Source organism: Inhella sp., from assembly GCF_027532025.1.
In the GTDB taxonomy this organism is placed as follows: Bacteria; Pseudomonadota; Gammaproteobacteria; order Burkholderiales; family Burkholderiaceae_C; genus Inhella.
This window is the reverse complement of the sequence record NZ_JAPZSY010000141.1, coordinates 14,756-29,567: the sequence shown is the minus strand read 5'-3', so window position 1 is coordinate 29,567 and position 14,812 is coordinate 14,756. Positions and strand designations below refer to the sequence as shown.

Below are 14,812 nucleotides of genomic sequence, written 5' to 3'. Positions count from 1 at the left end.
GTTCACTGGCTTGCGATGGCACTTGCGGGACCAAGCTGGCCGACACGACGGTCAGCGACAGGAGTAGAAATCGCAATGGTTTCATGGAGGCGGGTTCCCAGGACGGTGCCAGAGGAGTGACTGTGCCCAACCCCTTATTGGACACCAATCCTGAAGTGACGAAGTGCACGGACGGCGGGATGACCTGCCAATCCGGTCGACCAATGGGGGCAGCTCCCGCCGCTCAGGTCAGGCCGGTGTCGACGTCCCGGCGCGCCTGCCCCAAGTACTCGGCCGACTGCATCTCGCGCAAACGGCTGACCGTGCGCGGGAATTCGTGGGCCAAGGGCCCCTCCGTGTAGAGCTGCTCCGGCTCCACCGCTGCTGACATCACGAGCTTGACCCGGCGGTCGTAGAGCACGTCCACCAGCCAGGTGAAGCGCCGCGCCTCGCTGGCCAGGCGGATGGGCATCTCGGGAACGTCCGAGACGAACACCGTGTGGAATCGACTGGCCAGTTCCAGGTAATCGTTCTGCGACCGAGGTCCACCACACAAGGTGCTGAAATCGAACCAGATCGCGCCCCCGGCCCGACGCCGGGCACGCAGCTGTCGCTGTTCGATGTTCAACAGGGGGTCTTGGTCTTGCGCCTCCGCCAGTTGCTGGAACAGGGCCGCCATGGCGCAATCGGCCTCCAAGCCCAGCGGGCACAGATACACCTGCGCGTCGGTCAGCGTGCGGCGGCGGTAATCCACCCCAGCGTCGACGTTGACGATCTCCATCGAATGCTTCAACAAATTGATGGCCGGCAGGATCCGATCCCGATGCAGACCGTTCGGGTACAGCCCATCCGGGTGAAAGTTGCTGGTCGTCACCATGCCGATGCGGTGCTTTTGCAAGCCCTCGAGCAAGCGCAGCATGATCATCGCGTCGGTCACGTCGGCGACGTGGAACTCGTCGAAGCAAATCAGCCGGTAGCGCCGCGCCATGCGGCGCGTCAGCTCGTCAATGGGGTCGGCAATGCCCTTGAGCTCGTGCAGCTCGCGGTGCACCTCGCGCATGAACTCGTGGAAGTGAAGGCGCACCTTGCGCTGCAGGGGCACGGCCTGGAAGAAGCAGTCCATCAGGAAGCTCTTGCCCCGCCCTACCCCACCGTAGAGGTACACGCCCTTGGGCAAGGCCGGTCGCACCAAGAGCTTGGTGACGGCGTTGCTGCGGCGCGCTTTGTAGGCGACCCAGCCGTCTTCGCAGCGCTGCAGGGCCGCGAGGCCCTGCAGCTGAGCCGCGTCGGCCGTGAAGCCGCGCGCCTGCAACTCGGCTTGGTAGGCCGAGGTCGTCGACACCGCGTCAGCGCGACCGCCGGGCCGCCCCAAGGCCGCGCGCGCCCCCTCGGGGGGTGGCGACCAGAGGGAGACTGGGGGTCACGTTCATCAGAAATTCAGCGTGCGCTTGTCCACGGCCAGCGCGGCTTCCTTGGTGCTTTCGCTCAAGGACGGGTGCGCATGGCAGATGCGAGCGATGTCCTCGCTGCTGGCCTTGAACGCCATGGCGACCACGCACTCGGCGACCAGCTCGCTGGCGAAGGGGCCAATGATGTGCACGCCCAGGATCTCGTCGGTCTTGGCGTCGGCCAGCATCTTCACAAAGCCGGTGGTGTCGCCCAGCGCGCGCGCGCGGCCGTTGGCCATGAAGGGGAACTGACCGGCCTTGTAGGCGCGGCCCTCGGCCTTGAGCTGTTGCTCGGTCTTGCCGACCCAAGCGATTTCCGGGCTGGTGTAGATGACCCAGGGAATGATGTCGAAGTCGACGTGCCCGTGCTGGCCGGCGATGCGCTCGGCCACGGCCACGCCTTCCTCCTCGGCCTTGTGCGCCAGCATGGGGCCGCGCACCACGTCGCCCACCGCCCACACGTTGGGCTGGTTGGTCTTGCAGTCGGCGTCCACCACGATGGCGCCGCGCTCGTCCAGCTTCAGGCCCACGGCCTCGACGTTCAAGCCGATGGTGTTGGGCACGCGGCCGATGGAGACGATCAGCTTGTCCACCGCCAGGGTCTTGGCCTCGCCCTTGGCGTCGGCGTAGCTGACGGTGACGCCGGTCTTGCTCGTCTTGATGCCATCGATCTTCACGCCAAGCTGGATGTCCAGGCCCTGCTTCTTGAAAACCTTGGCGGCCTCTTTGGCAACGCCCTCGTCCACGGCAGCCAGGAAGGTGGGCATGCCCTCAAGCACCGTCACCTCGGCGCCCAGGCGGCGCCACACCGAACCCATTTCCAGGCCGATGACGCCGGCGCCGATGACGCCGAGCTTCTTGGGCGCCGCGCCCGAGCTTGCCCCAATACGCAAAGCACCGTCGTTGCTGAGGATCCTCTCTTCGTCGAACGGCGTGCCGGGCAGCGCGCGGGCGTTGGAGCCGGTGGCCACGACCACGTGCTTGGCCGCCAGCGTGGGCGTGCCGTTGACGCTGATCTCGTACAGCCCGTCCTTGGCACCCACGAAGGCGCCGCGACCGTGGAAGAAGCTGACCTTGTTCTTCTTGAACAGGTACAGGATGCCGTCGTTGTTCTGCTTCACCACGGTGTCCTTGCGGGCCAGCATCTTGGCCACATCGATCTGGACGTTGTCGGCCGTGATGCCGTGCTCGGCAAAGTGGTGGTTCAGGTGCTCGTAGTGCTCGCTGGACTGCAGCAGGGCCTTCGAGGGGATGCAACCGACGTTGGTGCAGGTGCCGCCGGGCGCGGGGCCGCCCTTGTCGTTCTTCCACTCGTCGATGCAGGCGGTGTTGAAGCCGAGTTGCGCGGCGCGGATGGCGGCGATGTAGCCGCCGGGGCCGCCGCCGATGACGACGACGTCGAATTGTTGGGTGCTCATGGGAGTGCTTTCTTCGAATCGCCACCCAGCCCGTTCGGGCTGAGACATCGAAGCCCCCGACCGACCCGGCCCTTCGATACCTCAGGGCGAACGGAGGGCCGTGACGGGGGCGGAGGGTTTACAGGTCGAACAACAAACGGGCCGGATCTTCCAGCGCATCCTTCATGGCCACCAGGCCCAGCACGGCTTCGCGGCCGTCGATGATGCGGTGGTCGTACGACATGGCCAGGTAGTTGATCGGGCGGATCACGATCTGGCCGTTCTCCACCACCGGGCGCTCCTTGGTGGCGTGCACGCCCAGGATGGCCGACTGCGGCGGGTTGATGATGGGCGTGGACAGCATCGAGCCGAAGGTGCCGCCGTTGCTGATGGAGAAGGTGCCGCCGCTGAGCTCTTCCATGCTCAGCTTGCCGTCCTTGGCCTTTTGGCCGAACTCGGCGATCTTTTTCTCGACGTCGGCGAACGACATCTGGTCGGCATTGCGCAGGATGGGCACCACCAAGCCTCGCGGCGAGCCCACGGCGATGCCGATGTCGAAGTAGCCGTGATACACGATGTCGTTGCCGTCGACCGAGGCGTTCAGCACCGGGAACTTCTTCAGCGCGTGCACCGCGGCCTTGACGAAGAAGCTCATGAAGCCGAGCTTGACGCCGTGCTCCTTCTCGAACTTCTCTTGGAACTTCTTGCGCATGTCCATCAGCGGGCCCATGTTGACCTCGTTGAAGGTGGTCAAGATGGCGTTGGTGGACTGCGACTGGATCAGGCGTTCGGCCACACGGGCGCGAAGGCGGCTCATGGGCACGCGCTGCTCGGGGCGGTCGCCCAGGTTCACGGGCACCGGGGCGGCCACGGCCGGCAGGGGCTTGGCCACGGCCGCAGGCACCGGGGCCGCCACGGGCGCGGCCACGGCGGCGGGCGGGTTGGCCAGGGCGCCGAGCACGTCGCCCTTGGTCACGCGGCCGTCCTTGCCGGTGCCGGCCACGCTGCCGGCGGCCAGGCCGTTGTCGGCCATGATCTTGGCGGCGGCGGGCATGGCCACGCCGCTCTTGTCGGCGCTGGCCGCGGCGGGCGCGGCCGCCGGGGCGGCGGGGGCCGCCGCCGCAGGCGCAGCAGCACCGGCCTTGGCTTCGGTGTCGATGGTGGCGATGACCTGGTCGCTGGTCACCGTGCCGCCGCCGGCCACCACTTGGGCCGACAGCACGCCGGCGGCGGGCGCCGGCACTTCGAGCACGACCTTGTCGGTTTCGATTTCGATCAGGATTTCGTCGATGGCGACGGCTTCACCGGGTTGCTTCTTCCATTGCAGCAGGGTGGCTTCGGCCACGGATTCGGACAGCTGCGGAACCTTGACGTCAATGAGTGCCATGGTGTTGTTCGTTCCTTGTTCTTACTTGGTCAGCACGAAGCCCTTGAGCTTGGCGAAGGCCTGGTCCAGCAGGGCTTTTTGCTGTTCCTGGTGCAGGTGGGCGTAGCCGCAGGCCGGCGAGGCGCTGGCCGGACGGCCGGCGTAGCCGAGCTTCTGGCCGTCGGCCATGTTTTCGTGGATCTGGTGCTGCACGAAGAACCACGAGCCTTGGTTCTGCGGCTCGTCCTGGCACCACACGATGTCGGTGGCGTTGGGGTACTTCTTCAGCTCGGCGGCGAAGGCCTTGTGCGGGAAGGGGTAGAGCTGCTCCACGCGCACGATGGCGACGTCGCCGCTCTTCTTTTCCTCGCGCTTGCGGATCAGGTCGTAGGCGACCTTGCCCGAGCACACGATGACACGCTTGACCTTGTCGGCGCTGATCGAGGCATCGACCTCGCCGATCACGGTCTTGAACTCGCCCTTGGTGAAGTCGGTCAGCGGGCTCGTGGCGTCCTTCGCGCGCAGCAGGCTCTTGGGCGTCATGATGACCAAGGGCTTGCGGAACATGCGCAGCATCTGGCGGCGCAGCACGTGGAAGATCTGCGCGGCCGTGGTGGGCTGCACGATCTGCATGTTGTTGTCCGCGGCCAGCTGCATGAAGCGCTCCAGGCGGGCCGAGCTGTGCTCGGGGCCCTGGCCTTCGTAGCCGTGCGGCAGCATCATCACCAGGCCGTTGGCCCGGCCCCACTTCACCTCGCCAGAGGCGATGAACTGGTCGATGACCACCTGCGCGCCGTTGACGAAGTCGCCGAACTGCGCTTCCCAAATGGTCAGGGTGTTGGGCTCGGCGGCGGCGTAGCCGTACTCGAAGCCCAGCACCGCTTCTTCGCTCAGGATCGAGTCGATAACGGTGAACGGCGCTTGGCCGTCGGCCACGTGCTGCAGCGGGATGTAGGTGCCGTCGTCCCAGGTCGTGCGGTTCTGGTCGTGGATGACGGCATGGCGGTGCGTGAAGGTGCCGCGGCCGGCGTCTTCGCCCGACAGGCGCACCGGGTAGCCGCTGGCCACCAGGCTGGCAAAGGCCATGTGCTCGCCCATGCCCCAGTCGACGTTCACCTCGCCCCGGCCCATCGCGGCGCGGTCGGCGTAAACCTTCTGCACCAGGTTGTGGGCGGCGAAGTCCTTGGGCAGGGTCGTCAGGCGTTCCGACAGGCGCTTCCACTCGGCCACGGGGATGGCGGTGTCGCAGTTGTCGGTCCACTTCTTGCCCAAGAACGGCGACCAGTCGGTGGCGTATTTGCTCTTGAAGTTGGTCAGCACCGGGTCGACCGTGTGACGGCCTTCGTCCATGGCGGCGCGGTAGGCCTTGACCATGTTGTCGGGCTCGTCGGCGGCCACCGTGCCCTGGGCGACCAGCTTGTCGGCGTACAGCTTGCGCGTGCCGGGGTGGGCGCCGATCTTTTTGTACATGAGCGGCTGGGTGAGCGACGGGGTGTCTTGCTCGTTGTGGCCCAGCTTGCGGAAGCAGACGATGTCCAGCACCACGTCCTTGCGGAACTCGGCGCGGTAGTCCATGCAAAGTTGCATGGCCCAGACAACGGCCTCGGGGTCGTCGCCGTTCACGTGCAGCACCGGGGCCTCGACCATCTTCACCACGTCGGTGCAGTAGTGCGTGCTGCGCAGGTCGCGCGGGTCGCTGGTCGTGAAACCGATCTGGTTGTTGATGACCAAATGCACCGTGCCGCCCGTGCCGTAGCCGCGGGTTTGGCTGAAGGCCAGGGTTTCTTGCACCACGCCTTGGCCACCGAAAGCGGCGTCGCCATGCACCAGCACCGGCAGCACCTGTTGGCCCTTGCCGTCGCCGCGGCGGTCCTGGCGGGCGCGCACGCTGCCTTCCACCACGGGGTTGACGATCTCCAGGTGCGAAGGGTTGAAGGCCAGGCTCAGGTGGACCGGGCCGCCGGGGGTGGAGATATCGGAACTGAAGCCCTGGTGGTACTTCACGTCGCCCGCGGGCAGGTCTTCGGACGCCTTGTGCTCGAACTCGGCGAACAGGTCGGCGGGCATCTTGCCCAGGGTGTTGACCAGCACGTTCAAGCGGCCGCGGTGGGCCATGCCGATGACGATCTCTTGCACGCCGCGTTCGCCGGCGCGCTGGATCAGCTCGTCCATGGCGGCGATGAAGCTGTCGCCGCCTTCCAGGCTGAAGCGCTTCTGGCCCACGTACTTGGTGTGCAGGTAGCGCTCGAGGCCTTCGGCGGCCGTCAGGCGCTCGAGGATGTGCTTCTTCTCGTCGGCGGTGAAGCTGGGCTTGCCGCGCGCCTTCTCCAGGCGCTCCTGCCACCAGCGCTTCTCGGCCGGGTCGGTGCAGTGCATGAACTCGGCGCCGATGCTGCCGCAGTAGGTCTGACGCAGCGCCTGCACGATCTGGCGCAGGGTCATCGTCTCGCCACCGAAGTAGCTGTTCACGGCCGAGAAGCTGATGTCCATGTCGGACTCGCTCAGGTCGTAGAACGCGGGGTCGAGTTCGGGGATCTTGGGGCGCTCACCGCGCTTGAGCGGGTCGAGCTCGGCCCAGCGGTTGCCCAGGAAGCGGTAGGCCGCGATCAGCGACTGCACGTGCACCTGCTTGCGGGCGACAGCCAGGTCGGCGCTGGAGGCCTTTTGCGTCAGCTGGCCGGCTTTGGCGCGTTGCGCGAAGCTCTCGACGACCGGGGCGTGCGCCACGTCGCGGGCGTCGCTGCCGTCGGTGGCGGGGACGTGCTGCAGCGCGTCGAAGTAGGCGCGCCAGTTGTCCGGCACCGAGCCGGGGTTGTCGAGGTAGGCCTCGTACAGCTCTTCGACATAGGGCGCATTGCCCCCGAAGAGGTACGAGTTCAACCTGTATTGCTGCATCATTTCGCTGACCTCACGCTTCGGCTTCCAAAGCAGTTGGCTGGTTACAGAACCTTCCGCGACACGGCCAGACCGGTTAGCGGATTGCGACCCGTAGGGGGGAAGGGCTACACAAATCAAACACGCGCCGGCATGCCGGCGTGGGATAAGGACTGTAACTGCCTTTCTCGGGGCTGGTAACGCGCCGAAACACCCCCCGTAGACTGGGCGCTTGTTCACGCCCAAAACATCACATGGACGTCCAAGTCGTTGATTACCGCGCCCCCGACGCGGCCGAGCGCTTCACAAGCAGCCTGCACGAAACGGGCTTTGGCGTGCTGAAGAACCACCCCATTCCCCAGAACTTGGTCGAACGCATCTACGCCACCTGGCTGGACTTCTTCAACAGCGACGCCAAGCACGACTTCGCTTTCAGCAAGGAAACCCAGGACGGCTACTTCAGCACCGCCATCAGCGAAACGGCCAAGGGCGCCGCGCAGAAGGACATCAAGGAGTACTTCCACGTCTACCCCTGGGGCCGCATCCCCGAAAGCCTCAAGGCCGATGCGCTGGCGTACTACGAGCAGGCCAACGCCCTGGCGGCCGAGTTGTTGGGCTGGGTCGAGCGCTACACACCGCCCGAGATCGCCCGGCACTACCGCGAACCGCTGAGCCAGATGATCCAAGGCAGCCGTCACACCCTGCTGCGCGTGCTGCGTTACCCCCCGCTGACCGGCAACGAGCCCGAGGGCGCGCTGCGCGCCGCGGCGCATGGCGACATCAACCTGCTGACCATCCTGCCCGCCGCCAACGAGCCCGGCCTCCAGATTCAAGGCACTGACCAGAAATGGCGCGACGTGCCCTGCGACTTCGGCACCCTGGCCATCAACATCGGCGACATGTTGGAAGAAGCCAGCCAGGGCTACTACCCCAGCACCCTCCACCGGGTGCTGAACCCCACCGGCGAGGGCGCCAAGCGCAGCCGCGTCAGCCTGCCGCTGTTCCTGCACCCGCGCAACGACGTGGTGCTGAGCGACCGCTACACCGCCGGCAGCTATCTGGAAGAGCGCCTGCGCGAGCTGGGCGTCAAGGGCTGAACCGCGTCATCCACATCCATCCCGCAGCGCCGGCCAAGCCGGTGTTGGGCGCAGCCTGCAACGGCTGCGGGCTGTGCTGTCTGTGGGCACCTTGCCCGGTGGGCGTGTGGGCCAGTCGCCGGCGCTCGGGCGCCTGCGCGGCCTTGGAATGGGACGAAGCCGAAAGCCGCTACCGCTGTGGGGTGCTGAGGGCACCCACGCAGCACCTGTTGGGCAGCCAGTGGCCGCGATGGGACCGCTGGCTGCGGCCTTGGGTGCAACGCCAGATCGCCGCTGGGCAGGGTTGCGATGCCGCCCTGGAGGCCACCCGGCCCTGAGGCTTTGCGGGGATCGCTAGCATCGCGGCCATTCCCCCACTCGGAGTGCTTGCCGATGAAAACCGCCTTCCGCGCACTGACCCTGGCCGCCGCCCTGGCCTGCGCGACCCCGCTGGCCTTGGCCCAGACCCTGCGCTGGGCTGCCCAGAACGACGTGTTGACCCTGGACCCCCACAGCCAGAACCACAGCACCACCAGCGCCTTGCTGCAGCACGCCTACGAGGGGCTGACGCGCTACAACAAGGACTACCAGGTGGAGGGCGCCTTGGCCACCGACTGGAAGGCCCTCAGCCCCACGCAAGTGCGCTTCAACCTGCGCAAGGGGGTGAAGTTCCAGGACGGCACGCCGCTCACGGCGGACGACGTGGTGTTCAGCTTTGGGCGCATCAACAGCCCGCACAGCTCGCTCAAGCCCTTCGTGGCCGGCATCAACGAGGTCAAGAAGGTGGACAGCCACACGGTTGATTTCATCCTGGCCGCGCCCAACCCCATCTTGACGCGGACCATCATCGACTTCCGCATCATGAGCAAGGCTTGGGCCGAAAAGAACAAGACCACCGCGCCGCCCAATGCGGCCGCCAAGGAAGAAACCTTCGCCACGCGCAACGCCATGGGCACCGGGCCCTACCGCATCGTCAGCTGGCAGCCCGAGCAGCGGATGACCCTGGAGCAAAACCCCAACTGGTGGGACGCGAAGAACGCCAGCAACATCAAGCAGGTGCTCTACCTGCCCATCAAGAGCGACCAAACGCGGGTGGCGGGCTTGCTCAGCGGTGAGGTGGACTTGCTGACCGATGTGCCCACGCAGGACGTGGCTCGCCTCAAGGCCGACGCCCGGCTGAAGGTGATGGAAGGCAACGAGGTGCGGACCATCTTCGTGGCGATGGACCAGGGTTCGGACGAGATCCGCAACAGCAGCGTCAAGGGCAGCAACCCGTTCAAGGACAAGCGGGTTCGCGAGGCGGTGAGCATCGCCATCGACCGCGCGGGCATCCAGCGGGCGCTGATGCGCGGGCTGTCCCAGCCTGCCGGCCTGATGGTGCCCCCTGGCGTGACCGGCTACAGCGCCGCGCTGGACACGGTGCCCAAGACCGACATCGAGCGCGCCAAGCGCCTGCTGGCCGAGGCCGGTTACCCCAACGGACTGGACCTGCCCTTCCACTGCCCGAACAACCGCTACGTCAACGACGAGGAAATCTGCCAAGCGCTGGTCAGCATGTGGGCGCGAGCAGGCATCCGCGTGAAGTTGCAGACCGAGAGCTTCGCCACCTACAGCCCGCGCGTGCAGCGCATGGATCTGCCCTTCTTCCTGTACGGATGGGGCGTGCCCACCTACGACGCGCTGTACGTGCTGCAGGCCCTGGTGCGCACGCGCACGGGCGGGGCCGATGGCAACGGCAACTACTGGAAGCTGAGCGACGCCCGACTGGACGCCTTGATCGACGACATCAAGGTCGAGTTGGAGCCGGCCAAACGCAATGCGCTGATCCATGCTGCGCTCACTCGGGTGCGCGACGAGCACCTGTTCGCGCCCATCCACTACCAAGTGCGGCCCTGGGTGATGACGAAGAACGTGACCACCCAGCATCGCTCGGACGACAAGCCCGAGGCCCGGTTCACGACCCTGCGCTGAGCCCGGCATCACTGTTCTGTCATGACTTGGCGCCTTCGCAGCGCCAAACCCCGAACGAAAGTAGGGACTTTCGCGGACAATGGGGGGTGCATCTTGGTGTCACCGATCGGACACCAAACCCAACGGAGACACCCCCCATGTTTGGAAAGCTGTTGCCCCGCGAGGGCAATTTTTTTGCGCTGTTCAACCAGCATGCCGACCACATCGTCGAGGCCGCCCAAGCGTTTTCGGCCTTGGTGGTGAACTACAGCAACCCCGAGCTTCGCGCCAAGTACAACGAGGCGGTGGACAAGGCCGAGCATGCCGCCGACCGCGTGACGCACGAGGTCAATCGCGTGCTTCACACCACCTTCATCACGCCGATCGACCGGGAGCAGATCCACGCGCTCATCAACACCATGGACGACGTGGCCGACCTGCTGCAGGACGCCGCCGAGACCATGGCGCTGTACGACGTGCGCGCCATGACCGAGGAGATCTCGCGCCTCACCGACCTGAGCCTGAAGTGCTGCGAGCGCGTGCGCGACGCCGTGCGCCTGCTGCCCAAGTTGGCCGACCCGGCCACCACCGAGGCCGCCCTCAAAACCTGCGAAGAGATCGACCAGCTCGAAGGCGATGCCGACCGCGTGATGCGCAGGGCCATGAGCCAGCTGTTCCGCCACGAAACCGACGTGCGCGAACTGATCAAGCTCAAGGCCATCTACGAGCTGCTTGAAAAGATCACCGACGTGTGCGAGGACGTGGCCAACATCATCGAGGGCATCATCCTCGAGAACAGCTGAGGCCTGCGCCATGGAAGCAACGCAAACCGCGCTGGCGGTCGTCGTCATGCTCGTGGTGCTGGCACTGGCCTTCGACTTCATGAACGGCTTCCACGACGCAGCGAACTCCATCGCCACCGTCGTGTCCACCGGCGTGCTCAAGCCAGGGCAGGCCGTGGTGTTCGCCGCCTTCTTCAACTTCATCGCCATCTTCGTGTTCCACCTCAGCGTGGCCGCCACGGTGGGCAAGGGCTTTGTGGAGCCCGGGGTGGTGGACACGCATGTGGTGTTCGGAGCGCTGGTGGGGGCCATCACCTGGAACGTGATCACGTGGTACTACGGCATCCCCAGCAGCTCGTCGCACGCGCTGATGGGCGGCATCGTGGGCGCCGTCATCGCCAAAGCCGGCACCGGTGCGCTGCTGGCCAAAGGCATCCTCAAAACCATCACTTCATCTATTTGCCGCCGCAGCCGGCCGCACAAGGTGGACAAATGGTTTCTCCGTTTGCAATTGGTGTCGGCAGGGGCCTACAGCCTGGGCCACGGCGGCAACGACGCGCAAAAGACCATCGGCATCATCTGGATGCTGTTGCTGGCCACCGGATACGCCTCGGCGCAGGACGCCTCGCCGCCCACCTGGACCATCGTGGCCTGCTGCGTGGCCATTGCGACCTGCACCATGTTCGGCGGCTGGCGCATCGTCAAAACCATGGGGCAGCGCATCACCAAGCTCAAGCCCGTGGGCGGGTTTTGTGCCGAAACGGGTGGCGCCATGACCTTGTTCTTGGCCACCACGCTCGGCATCCCCGTGTCCACCACGCACACCATCACCGGCGCCATCGTGGGCGCGGGCTCCACCCGCCACCCCAGCGCCGTGCGCTGGGGTGTGGCAGGGAACATCGTGTGGGCCTGGGTGCTCACGATCCCCGCCTCGGCCTTCATGGCTGGGGTGGCCTACTGGGTCAGCCTGCAGCTGTATTGAGCGCGACGCGCTCGGGGGTTACGCTGGGGCTTTCGTCACGGCCCGTGGGCCAGGGAGCATCGCCATGCCCAAAGGACAGCAGCGCAGCAACAAGGAAAGCAAGAAGCCCAAGAAGGACGCGGGGGCCCCTCGCCCCGCCCTGGGGGGGGCCCCGGTGGCACCGCCCGCGCCCCTGGTGATGGAGCGCGGCAAGAAAAAGAACGCTTGACGCGGGCATCGCCGCCGGCCTTCGGCGACGGCGGCCGGCGCGGCGCAGGTCGTTGACAAAACAAAAAAGCCCCGCGGGTGGGCCGCGGGACTTTGCGTCGGAGCTCGGCCCTTACTTGGGCAGCACCACGGTGTCGATCACATGGATCACGCCGTTGTCGGCCGCGATGTCGGCCTGGACGACCTTGGCGCCGTCCACCGTCACACCACCCGTGGTGCCCAAGGTCAGCTCGCCGCCTTGCACGGTCTTCACCTTGCCAGCCTTCACGTCCTTGGCCATGACCTTGCCCGGCACCACGTGGTAGGTCAACACGGCGGTCAGCTTGGCCTTGTCGGCCAGCAGGGCGTCCAGCTGGGCCTTCGGGATCTTGGCAAAGGCGGCGTCGGTGGGGGCGAACACCGTGAACGGACCCTTGCCTTTCAGCGTGTCCACCAAGCCAGCGGCTTGCAGCGCGGTGGCCAGGGTTTTGAATTGGCCGGCGGCCACGGCGGTGTCGACGATGTCTTTGGCCTGCACGGCCAAGGCCGACAGCGACAGGGCGGCCAATGCGATGAACTTCTTCATGGGAACAACTCCTTCGGGTTCAGAAACAAGCGCTCAGGGCGCCGGGAGGATGACCTTGTCCAGGGTGTGAACCACCCCGTTCAGGGCCAGGGCATCGGTGGCCGTGATGCCGGCGCGGCGGGCGCGGGCGTCGGTGATGACCAAATCGCTGCCGACCGTGAAGGTGCCGCCCTGCACGGTGGTGATGGGCACGCCCACCGGCACACCGGCGCGGTACACGCGGCCGGGCACCACGTGGTAGGTCAACACCTTGGTCAGCAGCGCTTTGTCGGCCAGCAGTTGCGCCTTGGTCACGCCGAGCTCGGTGAGCAGGCTGGCGAACGCGGCGTTGGTAGGGGCGAACACCGTGAAGGGACCCGCGCCCGACAACGTTCCGGCGAGGTCAGCAGCCACCACGGCTTCCACGAGGATGGAGAAGTCCGGGCTGCCTTGGGCGATTTCGACGACGGTTGGCGTCTTCGGCAGGATGACCTTGTCCACGACATGGATCACGCCGTTGCTGGTCAGCACATCGGTGGCGGTGATGCCAGCGCGGCGGCCGTTGCGGTCGGTGATTTGCAGCGCGCTGTTCACCGTGAAGGTTTCACCCTGCACCGTGGTGATCGCGGGGCCCACCGGCACGTCCGCCCGCAGCACGCGGCTGGGGACGACGTGGTAGGTCAACACCTTGGTCAGCAGCGGCTTGTTGGCCAGCAGTTGCGCCTTGGTCAGTCCCAATTCGGTCAGCAGGCTGGCAAACGCCGCGTTGGTGGGCGCGAACACCGTGAACGGACCGTTGCCCGAGAGCGTGCCGGCCAAGTCGGCCGCCACCACGGCTTCCACGAGGATGCTGAATTCCGGCAGAGACTGCGCCGTTTGGACGATGTTGCGGTTGGCGGGCAGCAACACGCGGTCCACCTTGTGGATCAGGCCATTGCCGCCGTCGATGTCCGTCGTCGTGATGCGGCTGACGCGGTTGCGCCCGTCGGTGATGCGCAACTCACCGCTGACCGAATCCACCTTGAAGATGCCGCCGCCCAGAGGCGTCACGGCGCGTCCCAGCGGCACGTCGGCGCGGGCCACACGGGCGCCCAGCACGTGGTACTGCAACACGGCCGTCAGCAGCGGCTTGTCGGCCAGCAACTGCGCTTGCGTGATGCCCAACTCGGTCAGCAAGGCCGAGAAAGCGGCGTCGGTCGGCGCCATCACCGTGAATGGGCCCGAGCCGCGCAGGGGGCCGTCCAAACCGGCTTCGCGGATGGCCGTGGCCAGCACTTGGGTGCTCGGGTCGGCGGCCAGGGTATCGGACACGGTGCGGGGGCCGTCGCCACCGCCACAAGCGGTGAGGGTGAGGCCAGCCAAAACAATGGCAGCCCAGCGTCGCATCAGTTGGATCATGGAGATCTCCGGTCGAACGGTTGAGAGGTCACAGGGGTCAGGGAGGTCAAAACTGAACCATCAAGTTCAAACTATATACCGTTTGGTTTTCTGACAGAACCGTGTGGTTTTTCTTGGAACGTATTGGTCATGCGGCGACCAGGGAGACTGCCTGTCCATACAATCGGCGCATGAGCAAGCCCTCGTTCCGAGAACAAATGCACCAAGCGCGGGAAGACGCCATCGTGGATGCCGTCAACCGCCTGCTGGCCGACAAAGGCTTCGAAGCCATGACGGTGGACGCCGTGGCGGCCGAGGTCGGCATCGCCAAGGCCAGCCTGTACAAGCACTTCGAGTCGAAAGAGGCCCTGGCCGCGGCGGCCATGGTCCGTGTGCTGGAGCGCGCCCAAGCCTTTTGCGACACCGAGGCCGCCGCCCTGCCCCAGCCGCTGGATCGCCTCAAGGCCGTGGCCCGCTGGACCATGCATGTGCAGTGGGCAGGCGAGATGCCCTCGCTGCCAGCCCAGAACTCCACGCTGCGCAGCGCCTTGATGGCCGACCGCGCCTACATGGATCGGCTGATGGCCTTGAGTGAAACCCTGGGCGATTGGATCCAATCGGCCCAAGCGGATGGCTCGCTGAGCAACAGCGTGCCACCCGAAGTCGTGCTGTACACGCTGTTCTCCCGTGCCTGCGACCCCGTGCTGGGTGTGCTCAAGGCCGGTGGCAGCTGCACCGAACCACAAGCCATCGACTGGCTGCTGAGCAGTTGCTTCGATGGGTTGGCGGCGCGCTGAGCGCCAACCCGAACAGACTCCAACGCCGCCACC

Annotated in this window: 13 protein-coding genes; 7 read left to right on the top strand and 6 right to left on the bottom strand. The window is 66.2% G+C overall.

Annotated features, from left to right (window positions below; translation table 11 throughout):
- Nucleotides 1–223: 223 nt before the first annotated feature.
- The 4 genes from zapE to O9335_RS16450 all read right to left on the bottom strand — a co-directional run bounded on the left by zapE (nucleotide 224) and on the right by O9335_RS16450 (nucleotide 7,088).
- Nucleotides 224–1,321 (bottom strand): cell division protein ZapE, encoded by a 1,098-nt coding sequence (zapE, locus tag O9335_RS16465; RefSeq protein ID WP_298390207.1) that lies wholly within the window; start codon nucleotides 1,319–1,321, stop codon nucleotides 224–226.
- A gap of 87 nt (nucleotides 1,322–1,408) precedes the next feature.
- Nucleotides 1,409–2,845: a dihydrolipoyl dehydrogenase gene (gene lpdA / locus O9335_RS16460; protein ID WP_298390204.1), complete on the bottom strand. Its 1,437-nt coding sequence runs from the start codon at nucleotides 2,843–2,845 to the stop codon at nucleotides 1,409–1,411.
- A gap of 118 nt (nucleotides 2,846–2,963) precedes the next feature.
- Entirely contained in the window at nucleotides 2,964–4,211 is a 1,248-nt protein-coding gene (odhB, locus tag O9335_RS16455) for a 2-oxoglutarate dehydrogenase complex dihydrolipoyllysine-residue succinyltransferase (RefSeq protein WP_298390201.1), read from the bottom strand.
- A 21-nt stretch (nucleotides 4,212–4,232) separates the two neighbouring features.
- Nucleotides 4,233–7,088 (bottom strand): 2-oxoglutarate dehydrogenase E1 component, encoded by a 2,856-nt coding sequence (locus O9335_RS16450; protein WP_298390198.1) that lies wholly within the window; start codon nucleotides 7,086–7,088, stop codon nucleotides 4,233–4,235.
- 230 nt (nucleotides 7,089–7,318) lie between these two features.
- On the opposite strand from O9335_RS16450, the gene O9335_RS16445 reads away from it, so the two are divergent.
- The 6 genes from O9335_RS16445 (at nucleotide 7,319) to O9335_RS16420 (ending at nucleotide 12,062) form a co-directional block, all read left to right on the top strand.
- Entirely contained in the window at nucleotides 7,319–8,161 is an 843-nt protein-coding gene (locus O9335_RS16445; protein WP_298390195.1) for a 2OG-Fe(II) oxygenase family protein, read from the top strand.
- A 98-nt stretch (nucleotides 8,162–8,259) separates the two neighbouring features.
- A complete protein-coding gene (locus O9335_RS16440) occupies nucleotides 8,260–8,478 on the top strand; it encodes a hypothetical protein (RefSeq protein ID WP_367185440.1) in 219 nt (72 codons plus the stop codon).
- 55 nt (nucleotides 8,479–8,533) lie between these two features.
- The gene (locus tag O9335_RS16435; RefSeq protein WP_298390193.1) at nucleotides 8,534–10,111 is read left to right on the top strand and encodes an ABC transporter substrate-binding protein; all 1,578 of its coding nucleotides are present in this window, start codon (nucleotides 8,534–8,536) and stop codon (nucleotides 10,109–10,111) included.
- A gap of 137 nt (nucleotides 10,112–10,248) precedes the next feature.
- Entirely contained in the window at nucleotides 10,249–10,893 is a 645-nt protein-coding gene (locus O9335_RS16430; RefSeq protein WP_298390190.1) for a DUF47 domain-containing protein, read from the top strand.
- Between the two features lie 10 nt (nucleotides 10,894–10,903).
- Nucleotides 10,904–11,854, top strand: coding sequence for an inorganic phosphate transporter (locus tag O9335_RS16425; RefSeq protein WP_298390187.1), 951 nt, complete (start codon nucleotides 10,904–10,906; stop codon nucleotides 11,852–11,854).
- 64 nt (nucleotides 11,855–11,918) lie between these two features.
- The gene (locus O9335_RS16420; protein WP_298390184.1) at nucleotides 11,919–12,062 is read left to right on the top strand and encodes a hypothetical protein; all 144 of its coding nucleotides are present in this window, start codon (nucleotides 11,919–11,921) and stop codon (nucleotides 12,060–12,062) included.
- Between the two features lie 111 nt (nucleotides 12,063–12,173).
- On the opposite strand, the gene O9335_RS16415 is transcribed toward O9335_RS16420, so the two are convergent.
- Nucleotides 12,174–12,626, bottom strand: coding sequence for a fasciclin domain-containing protein (locus tag O9335_RS16415; RefSeq protein WP_298390182.1), 453 nt, complete (start codon nucleotides 12,624–12,626; stop codon nucleotides 12,174–12,176).
- A 33-nt stretch (nucleotides 12,627–12,659) separates the two neighbouring features.
- Complete coding sequence (locus O9335_RS16410; protein WP_298390179.1) at nucleotides 12,660–14,003, bottom strand: fasciclin domain-containing protein; 1,344 nt, start codon at nucleotides 14,001–14,003, stop codon at nucleotides 12,660–12,662.
- 170 nt (nucleotides 14,004–14,173) lie between these two features.
- On the opposite strand from O9335_RS16410, the gene O9335_RS16405 reads away from it, so the two are divergent.
- Nucleotides 14,174–14,779, top strand: a complete 606-nt coding sequence (locus O9335_RS16405; RefSeq protein ID WP_298390176.1) for a TetR/AcrR family transcriptional regulator — start codon at nucleotides 14,174–14,176, stop codon at nucleotides 14,777–14,779.
- Nucleotides 14,780–14,812 lie beyond the last annotated feature (33 nt).